Below are 19,533 nucleotides of genomic sequence, written 5' to 3'. Positions count from 1 at the left end.
CCTCGCCGATCGGCCCGCGTCCGCGCACTGCCCGAAGGCCCCCGGCGGGGGTGGGCCCAGCCCCACCCCGGCGTCAGCAAAACCCTACTTGAGCTGGGGATTCAGGAGGATTCTCCGAGCGTCCGCGAGTTCGTAGTTTCGTAGCCATGCCCCTCATCGAAGTCACCGACCTCCGCAAGCGCTACGGCAACCGGGTCGCGGTCGACGGCGTTTCCTTCTCCGTCGAACGCGGCGAAATCTTCGGCATCCTCGGCACGAACGGCGCCGGGAAGACCACCACGGTCGAATGCATCGAGGGCCTCCGCCAGGCCGACGCCGGCGAGCTGTCGGTGCTCGGCCTGAACCCCGCGACCGACCGCGCGGCGCTGACCCGCCGCGTCGGCGTCCAGCTGCAGGAAAGCCGGCTGCCCGCGAAACTGCGGGTGCGTGAGGCGCTGGAGCTGTTCGCCTCCTTCTACCCGGACCCGGCCGACGTCGACCTCCTGCTCGAGCGGCTCGACCTGCGCGACCACGCCCGCAGCTACTTCGGCAAGCTCTCCGGCGGCCAGAAACAGCGCGTGTCGATCGCGCTCGCGCTGGTCGGGAACCCCGAGCTGGCGATACTCGACGAGCTGACCACCGGGCTCGACCCGCACGCCCGCCGCGACACCTGGAAGCTCGTCGAGGCCGTCCGCGACGCCGGGGTCACGGTCCTGCTCGTCACGCACTTCATGGACGAGGCCGAGCGGCTCTGCGACCGCGTCGCGATCTTCGACGCCGGCCGCGTCGTCGCCACCGGCACCCCCGCCGAACTCCGCGCCACCGCCGGAGAATCCACTTTGGACGACGCGTTCGTCTCGCTCACGAGGAGTGCCCGGTGAACACCTTCGCCAAGATCACCGCCACCGAAACGAAACTCTTCCTGCGCACGCCGATGTGGGCGTTGTTCGGCCTCCTGCTGCCGCCCGCGCTGCTGCTCGGCATCGGCGCCATTCCCGGCATGACCCAGCCGAGCGAGGTCACCGCCGGCTTCCGGTTCATCGACCTGTGGGTGCCGTCGCTGATCGTCGTCAGCCTCGCGATGCTGGCGCTGCAGGCGATCCCGGGCGCCGTCGCGACCTACCGCGAGCAAGGCGTGCTGAGACGGCTGGCCACGACCCCCGTCCACCCGGCGAACCTGCTGGGCGCGCAGCTGCTGATCCACGTCGCCGTCGCGCTGGCGGGCGTCGTGCTCGTGCTCGGGCTGGGGCACGCCGTCTACGACGTCCCGCTGCCCCGCCACCCGCTGACGTTCCTGGTGACTCTCCTGCTCGGCGCCGTCTCGGTGTTCGCGCTGGGCCTGATCGCGGCCGCGGTCGCCCGCACCGCGAAGAGCGCCGGCGGGCTCGCGATGATCGCGTTCTTCCCCATCATGTTCTTCGGCGGCGTCTACCTGCCGCGCCCGCTGCTGCCGGACGTCCTGCGCCGGATCGGCGACTACGTGCCGCCGGGCTCGCAGCCGCTGCAGGACGCCTGGGTCGGCACCGGCGTCCAGCCGCTGCAGCTGCTGGTGCTCGCGGCGTTCGCCGTAGCCGGGACGGCATTGGCCGCACGGCTCTTCCGCTGGGAGTGACCGGGTCTTCCGCCATATTGGTGATGATCATCGTTTTCTCTTGTGGCCGGGCCACCCGGCCGGTAGCCAAGAGGGTGGCCCTGCTCAAACTGGAGGTTCGATGTCCCTGGACGTGTCACCCGCGCTGCTGGAGAAGGCCGAGCGCGGGGAGGTCTCCGACGCCGAGTTCGTCACCTGCGTCAAGGAATCCCTGCCCTACGCCTGGGAGGTCATCACCGGCGTCATCGCCGACGCCGAGGGCGCCGCGGACGGCTTCGCCGACAACGAGACGCCGCCGCCGAGTGAAGCCGCCCGCGGGCAGCTGCTGCGGGCGCTGGCCTCGGACGCGATCCGCGGCGGGCTGGAGCGGCACTTCGGCGTCAAGCTGGCGTTCCAGAACTGCCACCGGGTCGCCGTGTTCAAGAACTCCGAGCTGGACGGCGACCGCTACCGCGCGTTCGTCTCGCCGCGCGGGCAGCTGCTCAACCAGAGCCCGGAGCTGCGGGACTGCTAGCCCGCAGCGCGGGCAGCACCTCGGTGCCGATCCGCGCGATGTTCGCGTAAGTCCCCTCCGGCGTACCGGACGCCTCCACGAGCATCAGCACGTGGGAGACGCCGGTGCGCCGGAGGCTCGTTTCCAGCGTCCGCACGCAGTGCTCAGCGTCACCGACCGGGTGAATCGCGCACAGCCGTTCGGTGTACTCCCCCGGGTCCCGCGCGGGGCCGGGCCGCCCGTCGACCGTGACGTGCGCGCCGAGCCCGTCCTTCAGCCAGCCGGGCAGCGCCGCGCGGACGACGTCGGCGTCGCCGACCTGGCACAACACTGTGGACACGTGACCGGCGGCCGATCCGTAGGCCTCGACGGTCGCCGCCTTCTCCGCGTCGTCCGCGTGCAGGCCCAGCAACATCGGCAACCCCCGCCGGGCGGCCACGCGCACCGCGTCCGACTGCGGGCCGCCGACCGCCACCACGACGTCCGGCCGCCGTTCCGGCGACGGCACCACCGGCACCTCCCGGAAGCCGAAATGCCGCCCGGCCGCGCTCACCCGGCCCGTCGTGGCGCGCAGTAAGACGTCGAGGCTCTCTTCGAAGCCGGTTTCGTAGCGGTCCAGGCCGGTGCCGAACACCTCGAGGTCCTGCCACGGCCCGCCGCGCCCGACGCCGAGCCGCAGCCGCCCGCCGGAGACGGCGTCGAGCATCGACCACTGCTCCGCGAGCGCCACCGGGTGCGTCGTCGACAGCACGCTGACCGCGGTCCCGACGCCGATCCGCGACGTCCGCCCGAGCACGTGCGCGGCGAGCGTGATCGCCGACGGGCACACGCCGTAGGGCATGAAGTGGTGCTCGGCGAACCAGACGTCGTCGAAGCCGGCTTCCTCGGCCAGCTCGGCGGCGCGAACCGACCGGCGCAGGACGTCGCCGTCGTCCTGGCCCGGGAAACGGCCGCTGACCAGGAAGATCCCGAACCTCACGGAGCCAGCTCGTTCCCCAGGTACCGCACGAACAGCTCGTTGTGCAGCACCCGCGGCGAATGGCGCGACCTGATGAGCGCGACCGCCTCCGGCACTCCCAGCCCCAGCTCGACGAGCGTCCGCGCGACGACCAGGCCGGACCGGTTGTACCCGGCGTGGCAGCGCACGAGCGTCTTGCGGCCCCCTCGCACGGCCGCGGCGGCGAGCCCGGCCAACCGCGCGACCTGCTCGAGCTGCTCCGGGGACAGCGGTCCGTCCGGGATCGGGACGCAGTGGTGCTCGACGCCGTCCGGCGGACCGTGCCCTTCGCGGCGGTAAAGGCTGATCACGACGTCGAACTCGTGCGCGACGACCACCGGCACCTCGCCCGTCGCGTCGAACCGGGTGTGCCCGCCGATCCAGAGGCCCGGCCGGACCTCGCTCCAGACCGGGTCGTCCGGGTACCAGCTCAGTTGACCGCGACCTCGTTGAACCACAGGCGCGGCTCGAGCCACGGGAACACGATGAACATCAGCAGGGCGACCACGCCGAGCGCGAGGACGACGGCCAGCGTCAGCTTCGCTGCGAACGGGCCCGGCAGTTTCCGCCAGATCCAGCCGTACATCAGGCTTCCCCGATCTTCGAGAGCAGGTCGCCGTAGTCCTTGACCTGGTTCTTCGGCACCTGCTGGGTGAGGACCGAGGTGATGATGAGCCGCTGCTGGGCGGAGAACTGCGGGTGGCACGTCGTGAGCGTGAGCAGCGCGGCCTGCTGGGCCTTCGGCAGCGTGTCGGCGCCCTTGTACGGGACCGGGTTCACCGCGGTGCCCTGGCTGGGCAGCACGACCTTGCGGCCGAACGTCTCGTCGTACGCGCCGCCGTCCTCGGCGTTCGGGTCACGCAGGGTGGAGACGCCCTTGCACCGCGGGTCGGCGCCCTTGCCGCCGGCCCAGTCCTTCATCTCGTCGTCGTACGGGAGGACCTTGTAGATGTAGAAGTCGGTCGAGGTCTCGATCACGATCTGGTCACAAGATGAGAGGTTGTCCAGATCGTTGAACGGGGCACCCTTGCCGACGCGGTGGCCGGCGACGGCGAAGTTGCCGGGCTCGCCGGGCAGCGACGTGCCCTTGTAGTGGCCGGGGCCGACCTCCAGGGCGGCGTCGTCGGTGCCCTCCTGGATGGTGAAGTTGTAGTCGACGCCGAACGTCGGGATGTGGATCCGGGCGAACGCCTTGCCGTCGACCAGCTCGGGGTGCAGCGTGCGGTCGTGCGCCCACTCGCCGTCGAGCTGGTCGCTCGCCTCGGACTGCTTGCCCGCCGAGAACAGGTCGGTCACGTAGAGCTCGTAGACCATGAACAGCAGCACGACCAGGCCGAGCGTGATGAGGATTTCGCCGGCCGTCCGGATCGCGACGCCACCCTTGCCCAGCGGGGCCGGGGCGGGTTTCTCCTTGGTCGCGGTGCCGCCCTTGCCGACCGGGGCGAACACCACGGTCTCCTCGGCGGAGCCGGGCGGCGGGGCCGGGCTGGTGTAGCGCCGGGGAGGTGGACCCTGCGGACGACGCGGCGGCTGCCCTTGCGGCCGGCCGGGCGGCACCTGGCCGCGAGGAGGCGTCACGGGCGCCCGGCGCTGGGGCGCAGGCCGCTGTCCGGGTTGTCTGCGCCGGTCGTCATCCGGTCCTTCGCGCGTAGCCACGCAAGCTCCTCTCAAGCCGCGTCGAACCCTGGGTGACGCCGTTGTCACGGTCCGGGAAATCCGACCACTCCTGGCCGCTGCTTTCCTGCGGTCATTTACGTTAACGTGTGCGGGTGGCGCCGGTTGCGCACCCTCAGCGGGACAGCGCCACCTGACGAGCCCGAAGAGCACCGCGAGGAATCACACGATGCCCAAGTCCAAGGTCCGCAAGAAGACCGCTTACACCCCGCCTGCCGACCGGCGTACGCCGGTGAAGGTGCGGGCCGCAGGCCCCACCGGCCTCGCCTGGAAGATCCCGATGTTCGGGTTCATGGTCCTGGGCTTGGTGTGGCTGCTGGTGAACTATATCGCCGGGGACAAGATCTCCTGGATGGCCGACCTGGGCAACTGGAACTTCGCCGGTGGGTTCGCGCTGATGATCGCGGGTCTGCTCATGACGATGCGCTGGCGCTGACTATTACTCCCAATGGCGGCTTGACGTCGAATTACACCGGTGTGACTCATCCCCAGTGTGGATAACCCCTGTGGATAACTACCCCACCTCTTGGGCACCGCGTCGGGCCGTTGTGGTATCGGCCTGGGCCCTCACCGCGTTGCTCGTGCTCGGCGTGGTCGTCGACGCGCTGACCGGCGACCGCGGCGGGCTGGTGCTGTTCGCGCTGGCCGCCGTGGCGGTCGGCGCGTTCTCGGCGCACGCCACGATCGTCCGGCCCCGGCTGGCCGCCGGGGCCGAGGGCCTGCTGACGCGGACGCTCGGCGGCACGCAGCAGCTGCCGTGGGGCGAGACCCGCACCCGGCTGCGCACCACGCGCCGGCTGGGCCGCGACGGCGTCACCCTCGAGATCGAGCACGACGACCAGCTGTACGTCTTCGGGTGGCTGGAGCTCGGCGAGGACCCGCGGGACGTCCTGGACGTCCTCAGCACGCTGCGCGCGCGCAACTAGGTGCAGTTGTAGAGCTGGACCCCGCGGTACGGGACGAGGCCGCAGGTCTGGGCCGCGAACTGGCTGTCCTTCCAGGCCAGCAGCCCGACGATCGCGACGACGATGATCACCAGCCCGATGGCCTGCCAGCGCGCCTGGTTGACCTCCGGCGCGTAGAGCAGCGCGACGGTGACCAGCGCCCCGGTCACCAGGCCGCCGACGTGCGCGTAGATCGAGATGCCCGGGATGCCGAAGGTGATGAAGGCGTTCAGGGCGAGCGTGATGAGCAGGCCGGTCGGGTTCAGCCGCAGCTTCAGCACGATCACCGCGTAGGCGCCCATCAGGCCGAACAGCGCGCCGGAAGCGCCGGCGGTCGACTTCTGCGGGTCGTCGAACAGCAGCACGGCCGCCGACGCGCCGAGCATCGAGATGAAGTAGAGCGCCAGGTAACGGCCGCGACCGGTGATCTGCTCCAGCGAGCGGCCCATCATCCACAGCGAGAACATGTTGACCGCGACGTGGATCGGCCCGAAGTGCAGGAAACCGCTGGTCAGGACCCGCCACCACTCGCCGCCGCCGAGGGTCGCGCTGCCGTACAGCTCGCCGTACTGGAAGGCGTTCGAGAAGTCGTTGTCCGAGAGGCTCTTCGCCTGGAACGCCGTGAAGAGGAAGACCAGGACGTTCACCGCGAGGATGACCTGGGTGACGAGCACCGACTGGGACAGCCGTGCGCCGAAGACCGTGCGCTGGCCGAAGCCGGCTTCCTGGTAGCTGCGCTGCTGACGGCGCTGCTGCTGGCTGCCGGTCTGCACGCAGTCGGTGCACTGGAAGCCCACCGGGGCCTCTCGCAGGCAGTCCGGGCATGCCGGACGCCCGCACCGGGAACAGCTCAGCCCGGTCGGGCGGTTCGGGTGCCACCAGCACCCGGGTTGTGCGGCCTGGGGGTGCGCGGCGGGGTTCGGCGGTTGGCTCACGATGAGAACCAACCTACCGAAACTCCCGGACGCTCAGCCCTCGTGGTCGATGGTGACCTTCTCGATGACGACGTCGGACAGCGGACGGTCCGCCGGCCCGGTCGACGTACGGCCGATCGCGTCGACGACCGAGCGCGACTCCTGGTCGGCCACCTCGCCGAAGATCGTGTGCTTGAAGTTCAGGTGGGTGGTCGGAGCCACGGTGATGAAGAACTGCGAGCCGTTCGTGCTCGGCCCGGCGTTCGCCATGGCCAGCAGGTACGGCTTGCTGAACTGCAGTTCGGGGTGGAACTCGTCGCCGAACTTGTAGCCCGGGCCGCCGCGACCGGTGCCGGTCGGGTCGCCGCCCTGCAGCATGAAGCCGTCGATGACGCGGTGGAAGATCGAACCGTCGTAGAACGGCCCGGAGTTCGTGCCCGCCGCGTTCGGCTGGGTGTACTCCTTGGTGCCCTCCGCGAGACCGACGAAGTTCGCGACCGTCTTCGGCGCGTGGTCGGGGAACAGGTTCAGGTTGATGTCACCCTGGTTGGTGTGCAGCGTCGCTTTCACGGGATTCATCGTGCCATCTGCGGCGGGCGCGCGGGAAAAGGGGCACGATAGGTTACGGGCAACAGAGCAGTGTCAAAACGATTGATGAGGTGAAGGCCATGTCCCGGGCGACAGCCCAGGCCGTCGATGCCGCCGACAAGCTTGTCTCCGAGGGAGCCAAGACCGGCCGCCGCGTGCAGAAGCAGCTCGCGAAGAAGACGGAACTGACCCGCAAGGAGCTCAAGAAGAGCTCGAAGGCCGCCCGCAAGGAGGCCCTCGCCCGGCTCTCCGAGCTGCGCAAGCCTGGTCGCAAGGCGAAGAAGGCCGCCATCAAGGCCGCGAAGGCGGCCGGCGAGTCGAAGCGTCGCGGCAAGAAGGACTTCAAGTCCGCGAAGAAGGACTTCGCCGCGGCCGTCGTCGAGGCGAAGGCTGCTGCCAAGGGCACCCGCAGCCGTCGTCGCTGGCCGTGGCTGCTCGGGCTGGTCGTGGTCGGCGCGGGCGCCGCCTACGTGCTGCGCTCGAAGCAGGAGCCGCCGGTCGCCCCGGCGCCGCCGAAGGCCACCCCGCCCGCTCCGCCGAAGCCGGCGGAAGCGGCGAAGCCCGCCGCGGCTCCGGCGCCGAAGCCGAGCCCGCAGGCGAACGGCAAGTCGCCGTCCTCGACGCCTGCCGAAAAGAAGAACTGAAGACGACGCGAAGAGGCCCCCGGGGTGCACCGGGGGCCTCTTCAGTCGTGCTCAGGTCCTGATCAGACCGCAGCGGCGTGCTTGTCGACCAGCTGGCCGAGGCGCGGCAGCGCCTCCTCGACGTTCTTCTTGCCGTTCGGGCGCAGCTTGCCGTAGACCTTCTTGATGCTGTCGCGGCTGCTGCGCTCCGCGCGCGAGTCGGTGACGCTCAGCAGCGCGTCGGAAGCCTCGTCCGAGCGGCTGGTCAGGTAGGCACCGAAGTCGCTGCCGCCCTTGGCCTTGTAGTCGCCGTAGAACGGCTCGAGCGCCACGACGAAGTCGGGCAGCAGCGTGTCGACGGCCGAGGGGATGATGCCCGGCTTGATCTTCTTGACCGCGGCGAAGCCGGTCTTGACGACGGCACCCGAAACGCCGCCCTTGTCCGAGACCTCGGCGTCCACGAGGCCTTCGAAGTCGCTCACGACAGCCGGGCGACGGCTGGAGTCGAGCAGGATGTCCTTGAGGGTGTCAGCCACGAATCTTGTCCTTTGTCGTTGCAGAGTTGGTGCCCCGCCCCGGGGTGGGGATTCCCCGGCGGCTGCGGTGCGCGAGTCCACGAAGCCTGCGCGTGACGCACAGGGTAATACAAGATCAACTTCACTCACCCGTGTGGCTACGACTACCTAGAGCTTCAGGGCGGTGATGGCCTTCCTGACCACGGAGCGTGCCTTCACGCTCTGCTTCTGGTTCGTCGTCGCGACCACTGCCGTGGCCCCCTTCGAGACCGCGTAGACGGCGCCGTCGTCGGTGGACTGGTAGCCGCCCTTCCAGCCGGTCGGGTCGGACGCGGGGTTGGACGTCTCGACCGGCGCCGCCTTGTTGACCAGCGCCGTTGCCACCGCCGCGTCCCCGACGTACACCCGGACGGTCAGCTGGACCTTGCCGTCCGGGCGGTAGAAGAAGCACGCCGGATGGGGCTGGTCGGCGGACACGCGTACCTTCGAAACGTGCTGACCGTTCGCGTCGGCCACGAACTGGCTGTCGAGGTACGGGCAGTCTTCGGTGTCCCCGGGCTGGGGGTCCGGCGGCAGCTCGGAGCCCGCGGCCGCCCCGGCGGACTTGGACGGCGGACTGGGAGTCGCGGTCCCGGACACGATGGTGGCGCTGCAGCCGGCCAGCAGGGCCACGGCTGGCGCAAGAAGTACGAGTCGTCGTCGCATAGCGTGCTCAGTCAACCATGTCCAGTCACACGAGTGAGTGCGGTCGAGAGTTCAAGTACCACACAGTATTTGACCAATCACACATTGTGTTCCCTGGTGGATTAGGGTCACCTAACCTGGCGGTCACGTTTCTTTCCGACAGCCAGCCTGGGAGACGACGAAATGACGTTGTTCGACAAGGGCCGTGATCACGTGATGGCCCTCTTCCGCATTGTGTTCGGTTTCCTGTTCCTCTGCCACGGCGCTTCGCGGCTTTTCGGCCTTTTCGGGGCCCGTGCGGCAGATTTCGGCGCCTGGCCGTCGTGGTGGGCCTCGCTGATCCAGGTCGTCGGCGGCGTGCTGGTGACGATCGGCGTCGCCACCCGGCCCGCCGCGGTGCTCTGCTCCGGTTCGATGGCGTTCGCCTACTTCACCGTGCACCAGGGCGGCGGTCTCCTGCCCATCGAGAACGGCGGTGAGGCGGCCGCGCTCTTCTGCTGGGGCTTCCTGCTCATCGCGTTCGCCGACCGGGGCCGCTGGTCGGTCGCGGGCGTGTTCCGCCGTGCGCCCGCCAGGGTGGAAACCGCAGCTTGACGGGCCGACCTGCCGACGTCGGCACCGCCCGGCATGGGAGCATGACCGGGCGGTGTCCGTCTTCGGTGCAGGAGGTCCCCGGCGTGCTCACTTCCGAGCAGTACCTCGGTGCGGTGGCCGAGCGCATCCAGCGCTCCGGTGGCCGGCTGAACTCCGTGCAGTTCGGGCCCGCGGTCGCCGTGGTCGGGTTGTTCACCGAGTCGGTGATGCTCACGACGATGAACTACTGCGTGGTCGCCTGCGCCGTCCCGGAGGTCAACGCCGCCGCGCTGTACGACTTCACCGGCCGCGCCACGCAGCACGCCCGCGCGAACGTGATGGGCACCGTCGGCTGGACGGCGGGATCGGTCGTCATCGCCGGGCTCATCGGCCAGCGCGTGTACCCGGACGCCGCGCAGGCCGCGACGGCGAAGTCGGGCAACCAGTTCGGCGGGGAGACGCGGATGGTCGCCGTCGACCTCTCGGCCGGGCAGCTGTACGCGTTCGTCGGCTCGAAGCTCTGGGGTGCCGCCGTGCAGGGCTCGGTCAACGCGAAGCTGTTGTACTGCTTCCCGCAGCCCGCCGAGGTGTACCAGCAGGTGCAGTGGCAGCAACAACAACAGCAGCAGCAACAGCTCCAGCAGGGGCAGCAGCCGCCGCCGGGTTGGCAGCAGCAACAGCAGCCGTACCACCCGCCGCAGGGCCAGCCTCCGTACGGTTACTGACATGGTCGCGTTGCGTGGATGGCCCTCGTTCCCCGAAGAACTGCCCGTGTTCACCCCGGAGACGGCGCCGCCGGACCCGCGGGAACTGTTCCTGGACTGGCTGACCGAAGCCGGTGAGCACGTACTGGCGCCACACGCCGTCACACTGTCCACTGTGGACGCCGATGGCGCGCCGGACGCGCGGGTGGTGATCCTCAAGGACGTCGGCCCCGGCGGCTGGGCGGTCGCCACCAGCTCGGAAAGCCCGAAAGGCCTGCAGCTGCGCAAGGATCCGCGCGCCGCGCTGACGTTCTTCTGGCCCGGCCGCGGCCGTCAGGTCCGGCTGCGCGGGCCGGTCTCCCCCGCCGCGCCCGAGGTGTCGGCCGAGGACTTCCTGGCCCGGCCGCCCGCGTCGCGCGTCGAGGCGTTCATCGGGCACCAGTCCCAGGTGCTGCGCGACCCGGCCGAACTCGACACCGCCGCCGCGGAAGCCGCGCGCTGGGTCGAAGAAAACCCCGGCGTCGCCCCGGAAACCTGGACGCGGTACCTGGTGGACCCGGACGAGGTCGAATTCTGGCAAGCCAGCCACGACCGCCGCCACGTGCGGCTGCGGTACCGGAAGGCCGACGGCGAGTGGGTCCGCGAGCGGCTCTGGCCTTGACGCACCGGTGGCGGCGCGGGTAGGCAGGAAATCCGACAAAACGGAGGCCCTGATGCGCCGAACCGTCGTACTCGCCCTCACCGCCACCCTCTCCGCCGGGCTGCTGTCCGCGGCTTCCGCCGGCGAGGTCTTGCCGTCCCAGCGGCCTGCCGTGTTCGAGACGGTGTTCACCGCCCCGCTCGGCTTGGAAGGCCTGACCACCGACGGCCGCGGGAACCTCTACACACCGGCACGCGGCGCCGATCCCTGCCCGGTCTACCGCGTCGCGGCTGCCGGCGGCCCGGCCGCGGTCGTCGGCACGATCCCGGCGCCGTGCAGCCCGGCCGGGCTGACCTTCGACCGCCACGGTCGGCTGTACGTCGCGAACGCCGACACCGTCGTGTCGTTCGTGCCGGACGCGGCGAACCCGCCGTCCGCGACGGTGTTCACCCGGGGCGTCCCCGGCGCGAACGGCCTGGCGTTCGACCGCGCCGGCACGCTGTGGATCTCCGACGGCGGCACCGGCCAGGGCCGCGTGTGGCGAGCGGGCACCGACGGCGTCGCCGCCGAGATGTTCCGCGTGCAGCCGCTGGTCAGCGACGTCAACGTGGTGAACGGCGTCGGCGGCGTGGGCCGGGACGTCCGCGGGCTGCCGCCGGGCTCGGTGACCATCACCCCGAACGGCCGGACCGCCGCGGACACCGCCGGCTCGCAGCACATCGTCGCGAACGGCCTGGCGTTCACCTCAGACGGCACGCTCCTGGTCGCCGACACCGCGCGGGGCGCGCTCTGGCGCGTCCCGATGGGCCGCGACGGCCGGCCGCGCGCGGCGACCGGCTGCGACGCCGCGTTCCCGGCGAACACCCTGTGCCTGGACGACGTCGAGGTCCAGCACCCGTACCTCGAAGGCGCCGACGGAATCGTCCTCGACCGCGCGGGCAACGTCTGGACGGCGGCGAACGAGCGCAACGCGATCGTGCTGGCCCGGCGCGACGGCCGCGTCGTCGAGTACTTCCGCAACCCGGCCGACGCGACGACGAAGCTGCGCAACGGCGGACCGCTCGAGTTCCCGACCAGCCCGGTGCTGCTGCCGGACGGCCGCCTGTGCGTCACGCAGTCCGACGGCAGCCGCCGGGACAACTTCCCCAACACGGCGGGTGAAGCCGGCCCGGGGAAGGCGGCTCTGGCGAAGATCTCCTGCGTGCGCCGCTGAGACGGTCCGTTCGGGGGTGTTCCGCGCCGGGGCCGGTGTGGCCATGATGGATCATGCGTTCGAAACTGCTGACCGCCGGGCTGGTCCTGGCGCTGACCGCCGCACTCGGTGGTGTGGCCGCGGCCGACACGCGTCCTGGGGGACGACCGAAGCTGACGGACTCGCACCCGTGCCCGGGCCAACCGGGCTTCACCTGCTCGACCCTGACCGTTCCCCTCGACCACACCGGCCGCGTCCCGGGCACGATCGGCCTGCCGATCGCGACCGCGGACAACGTCACCGCGCCGAAGGGCGTGCTCCTGTTCCTCACCGGCGGCCCCGGGCAGGGCGGCGTCGGCACCATCACGCGGATCGCCACGCAGCGGCTGCCGGAGGTCGCGAAGGACTACCGGATCGTCATGCTGGACCAGCGCGGCACCGGGCCGTCGCTGGCGCTGCAGTGCCCGGGCCTGCAGGCACAGATGGGCAGTTCGGACATCGCGACGCCGACGCCGGACGCGGTCACCGAATGCGCCCGCATCCTCGGCAGGACCGCGCCGCTGTACTCGACGGACCAGACCGTCGCGGACTTCGACCAGCTGCGCCAGGCGCTGAACGTGCCGAAGATGGTCGTCGACGGCGTCTCGTACGGCTCGTTCACGGCGGCGCGGTACGCGATCGCGCACCCGGGCAACGTCAGCAAGGTCGTACTGGACTCGGTGCTCCCGCACCACGCGACGGCGTCGGCCTCGCTGTACCTCACCGGGCTCCAGGCCGAGGCGCGCGTGCTGCGACTGGCCTGCGCGACGGCGCCGGCCTGCGGTTACGACCCGGCCGACGACCTCGCGTGGGTGGTCCGCCACCGGAGCACGGCGGACGGCGTGAAGATCTTCGACACGATCGTCTCGTACGAGTTCGCCGACCCCAGCTACCGCGATCCGGCGGCGGGCGACATCATCGGCGCGCTGCACGCGGCCCGCGGCGGCGCCCCGGACCAGCTGAACCAGCTGCTGGAGGCCTACAAGTCCGGCGGCGACGACCCGGCGGCGTTCAGCGCCGGCCTCCACGCGGCGACGCTGTGCGCGGACCAGCGCTTCCCGTGGGGCTCGGCAGCGACGCCGGTTTCCCTGCGTCAACCGCTGCTTTCGCTGACGTCGCGCACGCTGCCGCCCCAGGCGACCTGGCCGTACACGACGGCGGTGGCGACGCAGCAGGGCTTCATCCAGAGCTGCCTGCCGTGGCCGGCGGAGCGTCCCGGCTCCAACCCGTCTTCACGGCTCCCGAACGTCCCGGTCCTGCTGCTGAACGGTGACCACGACCTGTCGACGCCGCTGGAATGGGCGCAGGAGGAGGCCAAGCAGGCACCGCAGGGAAAGCTGGTGGTGGTCCCGGGAGCGTCGCACTCGATCCAGAACCGCGAACGCGGCCACGCAGGCCGCGACGCGGTGATCGCGTTCCTCGGCTGAGCAGCCGTCCGGCCAGCTCGCAGAACGGACCGGTCGTTCCGGCCGGCCCGTTCTGCGGGCGAGCAGCCGAAGTTCTTGTGGAGCTGAGGGGAATCGAACCCCTGACCCCCGCCTTGCAAAGGCGGTGCTCTACCAATTGAGCTACAGCCCCGGGCGCGGGCGGCGGACCGCCCGCACGGAGACTCAGTTGTGGGAAGCGCCCGCCGGCTTGGCCGGGGTGGTTCCGTTGTTCGAGGGGACCGGAGCGGTCGCCTCGCGCCAGAGGTCGGCTTCGGCCTTCGCCGCCTTGTTGCGCTTGACCACGAACAGGACGCCGCCCGCGATGACCGCGAGTGCCAGCAGCTTCTTCACCGAAGCCCCCTTCTCATTGCTTCCCTTACTCCGCGATGTTACTGCACCCGGCCCGGCCCGAGGTCGGCCGGTGCCGGAGCGCGGTGTTCCACGTGGAACCACTGGCACCGCACGTAACCCACGTCACAGTGCCCCGGAAATACCGAGGCCCGCAACACCGTTATACGGAGTGGTCGACCGCCAACTCAGCCCTGCCGGCACTTCTCTTCCCGGCAGGGCTGACCTGTACCCCGGGTGACGCTGGAGGGAGGCCCTCACGGTACCTGCATCATCAGGGACTCCCCGGCGTCCAGGCCGCCTGTCAATCTCCGTGGACACGCATTCCACGGCAGAATGGACGAAGACCCATGGCGGACAATCAGTTCACCACCCACGCGGACCTTTTCGATCTGAGTGGGAAGTACGCACTAGTCACTGGCGGCACCAAGGGAATCGGGCTGATGATTGCCCGCGGCCTTCTGCAGGCGGGCGCCCGCGTCGTCATCAGTTCGCGCAACGCAGACGCGTGCGCGGAGGCACAGCATCTGCTTTCCGAATTCGGCGACGTGCAAGCAATTCCCGCCGACCTGTCCAGGTACGACGAGTGCCGGCGCCTCGCTGATCTCGTCAAGGCCGGCTCGGAACGTCTGGACGTCCTCGTCAACAACGCGGGAGCGATGTGGCGCGAGCCGCTGGAGACGTTCCCGAACGAAGCCTGGGACACGGTGCTCGACCTCAATCTGAAATCACCGTTCTGGCTGGTGCAGGCGCTGCTTCCCGCACTTCGCAGGGCGGGCACCGCCGATGATCCCGCGCGGATCATCAACATCGGCAGTATCGCTGCCATCCACGTCGCCGAGTCGCCCAACTATTCGTACGCCAGCAGCAAAGCCGGACTCCATCAATTGACCAGGGTGCTGGCCAGGGAGCTGGGCCCCCAGCACGTCACAGTGAACGCGGTGGCCCCGGGACCGTTCCCGTCGCAGATGATGGCGTCCACGCTCGATGCCATCGGCGACACGATCGCGGCGAAGGCCCCGCTGCGCCGGCTAGGCCGCGACGACGACATGGCGGGTATCGCCGTGTTCCTCGCCGGCCGGGCCAGTTCCTACCTCACGGGCGCGATCATCCCGGTCGACGGCGGCATCGCCACCACCGCAACAGGTACCTAAGCGTCGGGGGTACCAGCAGAACCTCCCTTCCCCCGCGGCGACGGCTTACGGTGAGGAGGTGACCAAGATCGATCTTCGCACCGAGATCAAGGAGTTCCTGAGCTCCCGTCGCGCGCGGATCACGCCCGAGCAGGCCGGACTGCCCGCCTACGGCGGCAACCGCCGGGTCAAAGGTCTGCGTCGCGAAGAGGTCGCTCTACTGGCCGGGGTATCGGTCGACTACTACGTACGGATGGAACGCGGCAGCCTCGCCGGCGCCTCCGACGGGGTGCTCGACGCGTTGGCCTCTGCCTTGAAACTCGACGAGGCCGAGCGCGACCACCTCTTTCATCTTGCTCGGCAGTCCAAGACGCCCAGCAGTCCACGCCGCCGTCGACCCGCCGCGACGGTGCGTCTGGCGCTCCAGCAGGTGCTCGACGCCATCACCGATGCGCCGGCGTGGATCTGCAACGGCCGTTACGACGTACTGGCCACGAATCACCTGGCCCGCGCCCTGTATTCCCCGGTACTGGCCGACCCACGACGACCGGCGAACACCGCACGGTTCGTGTACCTGGATCCCGAACCGGCAAAAACCTTCTTCGTCGACTACGACCAGATAGCCCGCGACGCAGCCGCGAAACTACGCATGGAAGCCGGCCGCAATCCGCACGACGAGGAACTGATCGCCCTGGTCGGCGAGTTGTCAACCCGCAGCGAACTGTTCCGGCAACGGTGGGCATCCCAGGACGTTCGGCTCCACCGTTCCGGACGCAAGCGCCTGCACCACCCGGTGGTGGGCCAACTCGACCTGGACGTCGAGTCAATGGAACTGACCACCGAACCCGGCTTGCTCCTGACCATCTACACCGCGCCGGCTGGCACGACGACCGCGGACGGTCTGGCCCTACTGGCATCGTGGGCGGCCAGCCAGGAGAAGCTGGTGCAATGACCCAGGTCATGCAAAAGCCCGGCTCGCACATCGCGAACCGGGCTTTGCTTGCGTGGGCCTACCAGGACTTGAACCTGGGACCTCTTCGTTATCAGCGAAGCGCTCTAACCACCTGAGCTATAGGCCCTTGAACGAGGAGAACTTTACAGGACCCCCGAGGGGGCCCTGCAACCGGGTTACTCCCGTTCCGACAGCGTGACTTCCAGGCCTCCGGCGAGGTCGGCGGACACGTTGTAGATGAACGCGCTGACCGTGGCCAGGGCCGACACCAGGACGATGTTGATCGCTCCCAGGATCGCTGCGATGCCGAAGACGCGGCCTGCGCTGATCAGGGGTTCCGAGGACGCGTTCGCGCCTTCGCCGCCGACCAGGGAGGAGTACGTGCCGTTCAGCTTGTCCCAGACGCCCATGCCGTCGAGGACCGTGTACAGGACGCCGACCGCGACGAGCCAGACGAAGAACATCGCGACGCCCAGTACCAGGGACAGCTTGAGCACCGACCACGGGTCGAAGCGCTTGACCTGCAGGCTGGCCCGCCGCGGGCCTCGGCCTGGCCGGCGGAGGGCGCTCGGGCGGGCCCGCTGGGTGGAGGCCGACGGGACAGCGGCCGCGGACGGCTCGCCGCCCGGTGGGGTGTCGCCGCCGCCGAAGAGGCGGGGGGCGGCGCTGCCGGTGACCACCGGGCGGTCGGCCGGGGAGACGGGTTGCGTCTCGCCGGCCGAGTGCGCTTCCTCCGTGGCCAGCCCGACCGTCGCTTCGGCGTCGCCGCCGTCCTTGCCTACCCGCTGCCAGGGTGGGCTCGCCGGAGTCCCGTTCGAACCCGCTGCCTCGGGATTCTCGGATGGTGTCACGAAGAGTCAGTCCTTACCCGTGCCGTGGAGACGACGCTCGCCCTGGAACCTACTGCTCCGGCGTCGCCGTCGTTTCTTCACCCGCGTCTGTCGCTTCGACCACGGTTTCGGACACAGTTTCCACCGTGTCGTCCGCTTCCGCAGTTTCCGCGCTGTCACCGTTGGCGACGTCCGAGGGCTCGTCCGCGTTGCGTGCGACGGCGAGAAGAGTGGTGCCTTCGCCGAGATTCATCAGCCGGACCCCCTTCGTCTGCCGTCCTGCCTTGCGCACATCGCCCGCCGGCGTGCGGATCACGCCGCCGCTCGAGGTGATCGCGTACAGCTCGTCCTCGGCGTCGACGATCAGCGCACCCACCAGCCTGCCACGCTTGCGGTCGTGCTGGATGGTGAGCACACCCTTGCCGCCGCGGCCCTGCACCGGGTAGTCCTCGATCGGCGTGCGCTTCGAGTATCCGCCATCGGTCGCGACCAGCAGGAACTTGTCGGGCTTGACCACACTGATGCCGAGCAGTTCGTCGCCGTCGTTGAACCGCATGCCGAGCACGCCGGACGTCGGACGGCCCATCGGCCGCAGCGCCTCGTCGGTCGCGTGGAAGCGGATGGACTGGCCTTCGGCCGACACCAGGAGCAGGTCGTCCTCGGCCGCCGCCAGCACGGCGCCGACCAGTTCGTCACCTTCGCGCAGGTTGATGGCGATCAGGCCGCCGGAGCGGTTCGAGTCGAAGTCGGTGAGCTTGGTCTTCTTCACCAGGCCGCGCTTGGTGGCGAGCACCAGGTACGGCGCGACCTCGTAGTTCTTGATCTGGATGACCTGGGCGATCTGCTCGTCCGGCTGGAACGCCATGAGGTTCGCCACGTGCTGGCCGCGCGCGTTGCGGTTGGCCTCGGGCAGGTCGTACGCCTTGGTCCGGTAGACGCGGCCCTTGTTCGTGAAGAACAGCATCCAGTCGTGGGTCGAGCAGACGAAGAAGTGCTGGACGATGTCGTCCTGCTTCAGCGTCGCGCCCTGCACGCCCTTGCCGCCGCGCTTCTGCGAGCGGTACAGGTCGGTTTTCGTCCGCTTGGCGTACCCCGTGCGGGTGATCGTGACGACGACGTCCTCGACCGCGATCAGCTCTTCGTCGGTGACGTCGCCGCTGAACCCGATGATCTTCGTGCGCCGGTCGTCGCCGTACTTCTCGACGATCGCCATCAGCTCGTCGCGGATGATCGCGCGCTGGCGTTCCGGCTTCTCGAGGATGTCCTTGAGGTCGGCGATCTCCAGCTCGATCTCGGCCAGCTGGTCGATGATCCGCTGCCGCTCCAGTGCGGCCAGGCGCCGCAGCTGCATGTCGAGGATCGCGGTGGCCTGGATCTCGTCGACGTCCAGCAGCTCCATCAGGGCCGGCCGGGCCTCGTCCGCGGACGGCGACCGCCGGATCAGCGCGATGACCTCGTCGAGCGCGTCGAGCGCCTTGACGTAACCACGCAGGATGTGGGCCCGCTCCTCGGCCTTCTTCAGGCGGAACCTGGTCCGCCGGACGATGACCTCGACCTGGTGCTTCACGTAGTGCCGGATGATCTGGTCGAGCCGCAGCGTGCGCGGCACGCCGTCGACCAGCGCCAGCATGTTGACGCCGAAGTTCTGCTGCAGCTGCGTGTGCTTGTAGAGGTTGTTCAGCACGACCTTCGCGACCGCGTCGCGCTTGATCGTGACGACGATCCGCATGCCGGACCGGCTGTTGGACTCGTCGGCGATGTCGGCGATGCCGGTGAGCTTGCCGTCGCGGACCAGGTTCGCGATGTTCTCGACGAGGTTGTCCGGGTTGACCTGGTACGGCAGCTCGGACACGACCAGGATCGTGCGGCCCTTCGCGTCCTCTTCGACCTCGACGACCGCGCGCATCCGGACCGAGCCGCGGCCGGTGCGGTAGGCGTCCTCGATGCCGGACGTGCCGAGGATCATCGCCTTGGTCGGGAAGTCCGGGCCCTTGATCCGCACCAGCAGCGCGGCCAGCAGCTCGTCGTCGTCGGCCTCCGGGTTCTCCAGCGCCCAGACGACGCCGTCGGAGACCTCGCGCAGGTTGTGCGGCGGGATGTTCGTCGCCATCCCGACCGCGATCCCGGAACCACCGTTGACCAGCAGGTTCGGGAACCGCGACGGCAGGACGTCGGGCTCCTGCGTGCGGCCGTCGTAGTTGTCGGAGAAGTCGACGGTGTCTTCTTCGATGTCGGCCAGCATCTGCATGGCCAGCGGCGCGAGCCGGGACTCCGTGTACCGCATGGCGGCCGCGGGGTCGTTGCCCGGCGAGCCGAAGTTGCCCTGGCCGTCGATCAGCGGGTACCGCATCGACCACGGCTGGGCGAGCCGGACCAGCGCGTCGTAGATCGCCGAGTCACCGTGCGGGTGGTAGTTGCCCATGACGTCGCCGACGACGCGGGAGCACTTGTTGTACCCGCGGTCCGGCCGGAAGCCGGAGTCGAACATCGAGTACAGCACCCGCCGGTGCACCGGCTTGAGGCCGTCCCGGACGTCCGGGAGTGCGCGCGCCACGATCACGCTCATCGCGTAGTCGATGTAGGAGCGCTGCATCTCCTGCTGGATGTCGACCGGTTCGATCCGGTCGTGGTCCGGCGCCGGCGGCAGTGTTTCCGTCATGAGGTCCTTCTCGGGTGCGGGGGTCCTGGCGGGA

24 protein-coding genes and 2 tRNA genes are annotated in these 19,533 nt (G+C 69.7%); 13 read left to right on the top strand and 13 right to left on the bottom strand.

What is annotated here, in order from left to right:
* Window positions 1-146: 146 nt before the first annotated feature.
* The 3 genes from VA596_RS10040 (at window position 147) to VA596_RS10030 (ending at window position 2,084) form a co-directional block, all read left to right on the top strand.
* On the top strand, window positions 147-860 hold the full coding sequence (locus tag VA596_RS10040; RefSeq protein ID WP_323325331.1) for an ABC transporter ATP-binding protein: 714 nt from the start codon (window positions 147-149) through the stop codon (window positions 858-860).
* Window positions 857-1,591, top strand: a complete 735-nt coding sequence (locus tag VA596_RS10035; RefSeq protein WP_323325329.1) for an ABC transporter permease — start codon at window positions 857-859, stop codon at window positions 1,589-1,591. The genes VA596_RS10040 and VA596_RS10035 overlap by 4 nt, the downstream gene beginning before the upstream one ends.
* Window positions 1,592-1,691: 100 nt before the next feature.
* Window positions 1,692-2,084: an SCO5389 family protein gene (locus tag VA596_RS10030; RefSeq protein ID WP_323325327.1), complete on the top strand. Its 393-nt coding sequence runs from the start codon at window positions 1,692-1,694 to the stop codon at window positions 2,082-2,084.
* Here the strand turns inward: VA596_RS10030 and VA596_RS10025 are convergent.
* Genes VA596_RS10025 through VA596_RS10010 form a run of 4 tightly spaced genes read right to left on the bottom strand, consistent with a single transcriptional unit; the run spans window position 2,053 to window position 4,638 of the window.
* On the bottom strand, window positions 2,053-3,042 hold the full coding sequence (locus tag VA596_RS10025) for an LLM class flavin-dependent oxidoreductase (protein ID WP_323325325.1): 990 nt from the start codon (window positions 3,040-3,042) through the stop codon (window positions 2,053-2,055). The two genes, VA596_RS10030 and VA596_RS10025, sit on opposite strands and share 32 nt — an antisense overlap.
* Window positions 3,039-3,518 (bottom strand): protein-tyrosine phosphatase family protein, encoded by a 480-nt coding sequence (locus VA596_RS10020; protein WP_323325323.1) that lies wholly within the window; start codon window positions 3,516-3,518, stop codon window positions 3,039-3,041. Before VA596_RS10020 ends, VA596_RS10025 begins: the two co-directional genes overlap by 4 nt.
* Window positions 3,491-3,646: a hypothetical protein gene (locus VA596_RS10015; RefSeq protein ID WP_323325321.1), complete on the bottom strand. Its 156-nt coding sequence runs from the start codon at window positions 3,644-3,646 to the stop codon at window positions 3,491-3,493. The genes VA596_RS10020 and VA596_RS10015 overlap by 28 nt, the downstream gene beginning before the upstream one ends.
* Window positions 3,646-4,638 carry a class E sortase gene (locus tag VA596_RS10010; protein ID WP_323325319.1) on the bottom strand — a complete coding sequence of 331 codons (993 nt, stop codon included), beginning with the start codon at window positions 4,636-4,638 and terminating at the stop codon, window positions 3,646-3,648. Before VA596_RS10010 ends, VA596_RS10015 begins: the two co-directional genes overlap by 1 nt.
* A 265-nt stretch (window positions 4,639-4,903) precedes the next feature.
* On the opposite strand from VA596_RS10010, the gene crgA reads away from it, so the two are divergent.
* Both crgA and VA596_RS10000 read left to right on the top strand, forming a co-directional pair.
* A complete protein-coding gene (gene crgA / locus VA596_RS10005) occupies window positions 4,904-5,170 on the top strand; it encodes a cell division protein CrgA (RefSeq protein WP_020642616.1) in 267 nt (88 codons plus the stop codon).
* A 112-nt stretch (window positions 5,171-5,282) separates the two neighbouring features.
* Entirely contained in the window at window positions 5,283-5,660 is a 378-nt protein-coding gene (locus VA596_RS10000; protein ID WP_323325315.1) for a PH domain-containing protein, read from the top strand.
* Here VA596_RS10000 and VA596_RS09995 read toward each other — a convergent pair.
* Both VA596_RS09995 and VA596_RS09990 read right to left on the bottom strand, forming a co-directional pair.
* On the bottom strand, window positions 5,657-6,613 hold the full coding sequence (locus VA596_RS09995; RefSeq protein WP_323325313.1) for a rhomboid family intramembrane serine protease: 957 nt from the start codon (window positions 6,611-6,613) through the stop codon (window positions 5,657-5,659). The two genes, VA596_RS10000 and VA596_RS09995, sit on opposite strands and share 4 nt — an antisense overlap.
* Window positions 6,614-6,646: 33 nt before the next feature.
* A complete protein-coding gene (locus VA596_RS09990) occupies window positions 6,647-7,171 on the bottom strand; it encodes a peptidylprolyl isomerase (protein WP_323325311.1) in 525 nt (174 codons plus the stop codon).
* 89 nt (window positions 7,172-7,260) lie between these two features.
* On the opposite strand from VA596_RS09990, the gene VA596_RS09985 reads away from it, so the two are divergent.
* Window positions 7,261-7,824: a hypothetical protein gene (locus VA596_RS09985; RefSeq protein ID WP_323325310.1), complete on the top strand. Its 564-nt coding sequence runs from the start codon at window positions 7,261-7,263 to the stop codon at window positions 7,822-7,824.
* A gap of 62 nt (window positions 7,825-7,886) precedes the next feature.
* Here VA596_RS09985 and VA596_RS09980 read toward each other — a convergent pair whose 3' ends face one another.
* Window positions 7,887-8,339, bottom strand: coding sequence for a DUF6918 family protein (locus tag VA596_RS09980; RefSeq protein WP_323325307.1), 453 nt, complete (start codon window positions 8,337-8,339; stop codon window positions 7,887-7,889).
* 147 nt (window positions 8,340-8,486) lie between these two features.
* Complete coding sequence (locus VA596_RS09975; RefSeq protein ID WP_323325305.1) at window positions 8,487-9,023, bottom strand: DUF2020 domain-containing protein; 537 nt, start codon at window positions 9,021-9,023, stop codon at window positions 8,487-8,489.
* Between the two features lie 162 nt (window positions 9,024-9,185).
* Here VA596_RS09975 and VA596_RS09970 point away from each other — a divergent pair, with 162 nt between their 5' ends.
* From VA596_RS09970 to VA596_RS09950, 5 genes are all read left to right on the top strand, one after another.
* Entirely contained in the window at window positions 9,186-9,596 is a 411-nt protein-coding gene (locus VA596_RS09970) for a DoxX family protein (RefSeq protein WP_323325304.1), read from the top strand.
* A gap of 83 nt (window positions 9,597-9,679) precedes the next feature.
* Window positions 9,680-10,300 carry a hypothetical protein gene (locus VA596_RS09965; RefSeq protein ID WP_323325302.1) on the top strand — a complete coding sequence of 207 codons (621 nt, stop codon included), beginning with the start codon at window positions 9,680-9,682 and terminating at the stop codon, window positions 10,298-10,300.
* A gap of 1 nt (window position 10,301) precedes the next feature.
* A complete protein-coding gene (locus VA596_RS09960) occupies window positions 10,302-10,940 on the top strand; it encodes a pyridoxine/pyridoxamine 5'-phosphate oxidase (RefSeq protein WP_323325300.1) in 639 nt (212 codons plus the stop codon).
* A gap of 52 nt (window positions 10,941-10,992) precedes the next feature.
* Entirely contained in the window at window positions 10,993-12,132 is a 1,140-nt protein-coding gene (locus tag VA596_RS09955) for an SMP-30/gluconolactonase/LRE family protein (protein WP_323325298.1), read from the top strand.
* Between the two features lie 53 nt (window positions 12,133-12,185).
* Window positions 12,186-13,577, top strand: a complete 1,392-nt coding sequence (locus VA596_RS09950) for an alpha/beta fold hydrolase (RefSeq protein WP_323325296.1) — start codon at window positions 12,186-12,188, stop codon at window positions 13,575-13,577.
* A gap of 78 nt (window positions 13,578-13,655) precedes the next feature.
* Here VA596_RS09950 and VA596_RS09945 read toward each other — a convergent pair.
* Window positions 13,656-13,728, bottom strand: a tRNA-Ala gene (locus VA596_RS09945).
* Window positions 13,729-13,760: 32 nt separating this feature from the next.
* Window positions 13,761-13,928 carry a DLW-39 family protein gene (locus tag VA596_RS09940; protein WP_086679331.1) on the bottom strand — a complete coding sequence of 56 codons (168 nt, stop codon included), beginning with the start codon at window positions 13,926-13,928 and terminating at the stop codon, window positions 13,761-13,763.
* A gap of 347 nt (window positions 13,929-14,275) precedes the next feature.
* On the opposite strand from VA596_RS09940, the gene VA596_RS09935 reads away from it, so the two are divergent.
* Together VA596_RS09935 and VA596_RS09930 are read left to right on the top strand one after the other, a co-directional pair.
* A complete protein-coding gene (locus VA596_RS09935; protein WP_323325292.1) occupies window positions 14,276-15,079 on the top strand; it encodes an SDR family oxidoreductase in 804 nt (267 codons plus the stop codon).
* 58 nt (window positions 15,080-15,137) lie between these two features.
* Entirely contained in the window at window positions 15,138-16,010 is an 873-nt protein-coding gene (locus VA596_RS09930; protein WP_323325290.1) for a helix-turn-helix transcriptional regulator, read from the top strand.
* A 53-nt stretch (window positions 16,011-16,063) separates the two neighbouring features.
* Here the strand turns inward: VA596_RS09930 and VA596_RS09925 are convergent.
* The 3 genes from VA596_RS09925 to gyrA all read right to left on the bottom strand — a co-directional run bounded on the left by VA596_RS09925 (window position 16,064) and on the right by gyrA (window position 19,499).
* A tRNA-Ile gene (locus VA596_RS09925) sits at window positions 16,064-16,137 on the bottom strand.
* A gap of 49 nt (window positions 16,138-16,186) precedes the next feature.
* The gene (locus tag VA596_RS09920) at window positions 16,187-16,861 is read right to left on the bottom strand and encodes a DUF3566 domain-containing protein (protein ID WP_323325288.1); all 675 of its coding nucleotides are present in this window, start codon (window positions 16,859-16,861) and stop codon (window positions 16,187-16,189) included.
* A 49-nt stretch (window positions 16,862-16,910) separates the two neighbouring features.
* Entirely contained in the window at window positions 16,911-19,499 is a 2,589-nt protein-coding gene (gene gyrA / locus VA596_RS09915; RefSeq protein ID WP_323325287.1) for a DNA gyrase subunit A, read from the bottom strand.
* Between the last annotated feature and the right edge of the window lie 34 nt (window positions 19,500-19,533).

This window comes from Amycolatopsis heterodermiae (assembly GCF_034929455.1).
Taxonomy (GTDB): Bacteria; Actinomycetota; Actinomycetes; order Mycobacteriales; family Pseudonocardiaceae; genus Amycolatopsis; species Amycolatopsis heterodermiae.
This window is presented reverse-complemented; position numbering and strand designations above follow the sequence as displayed.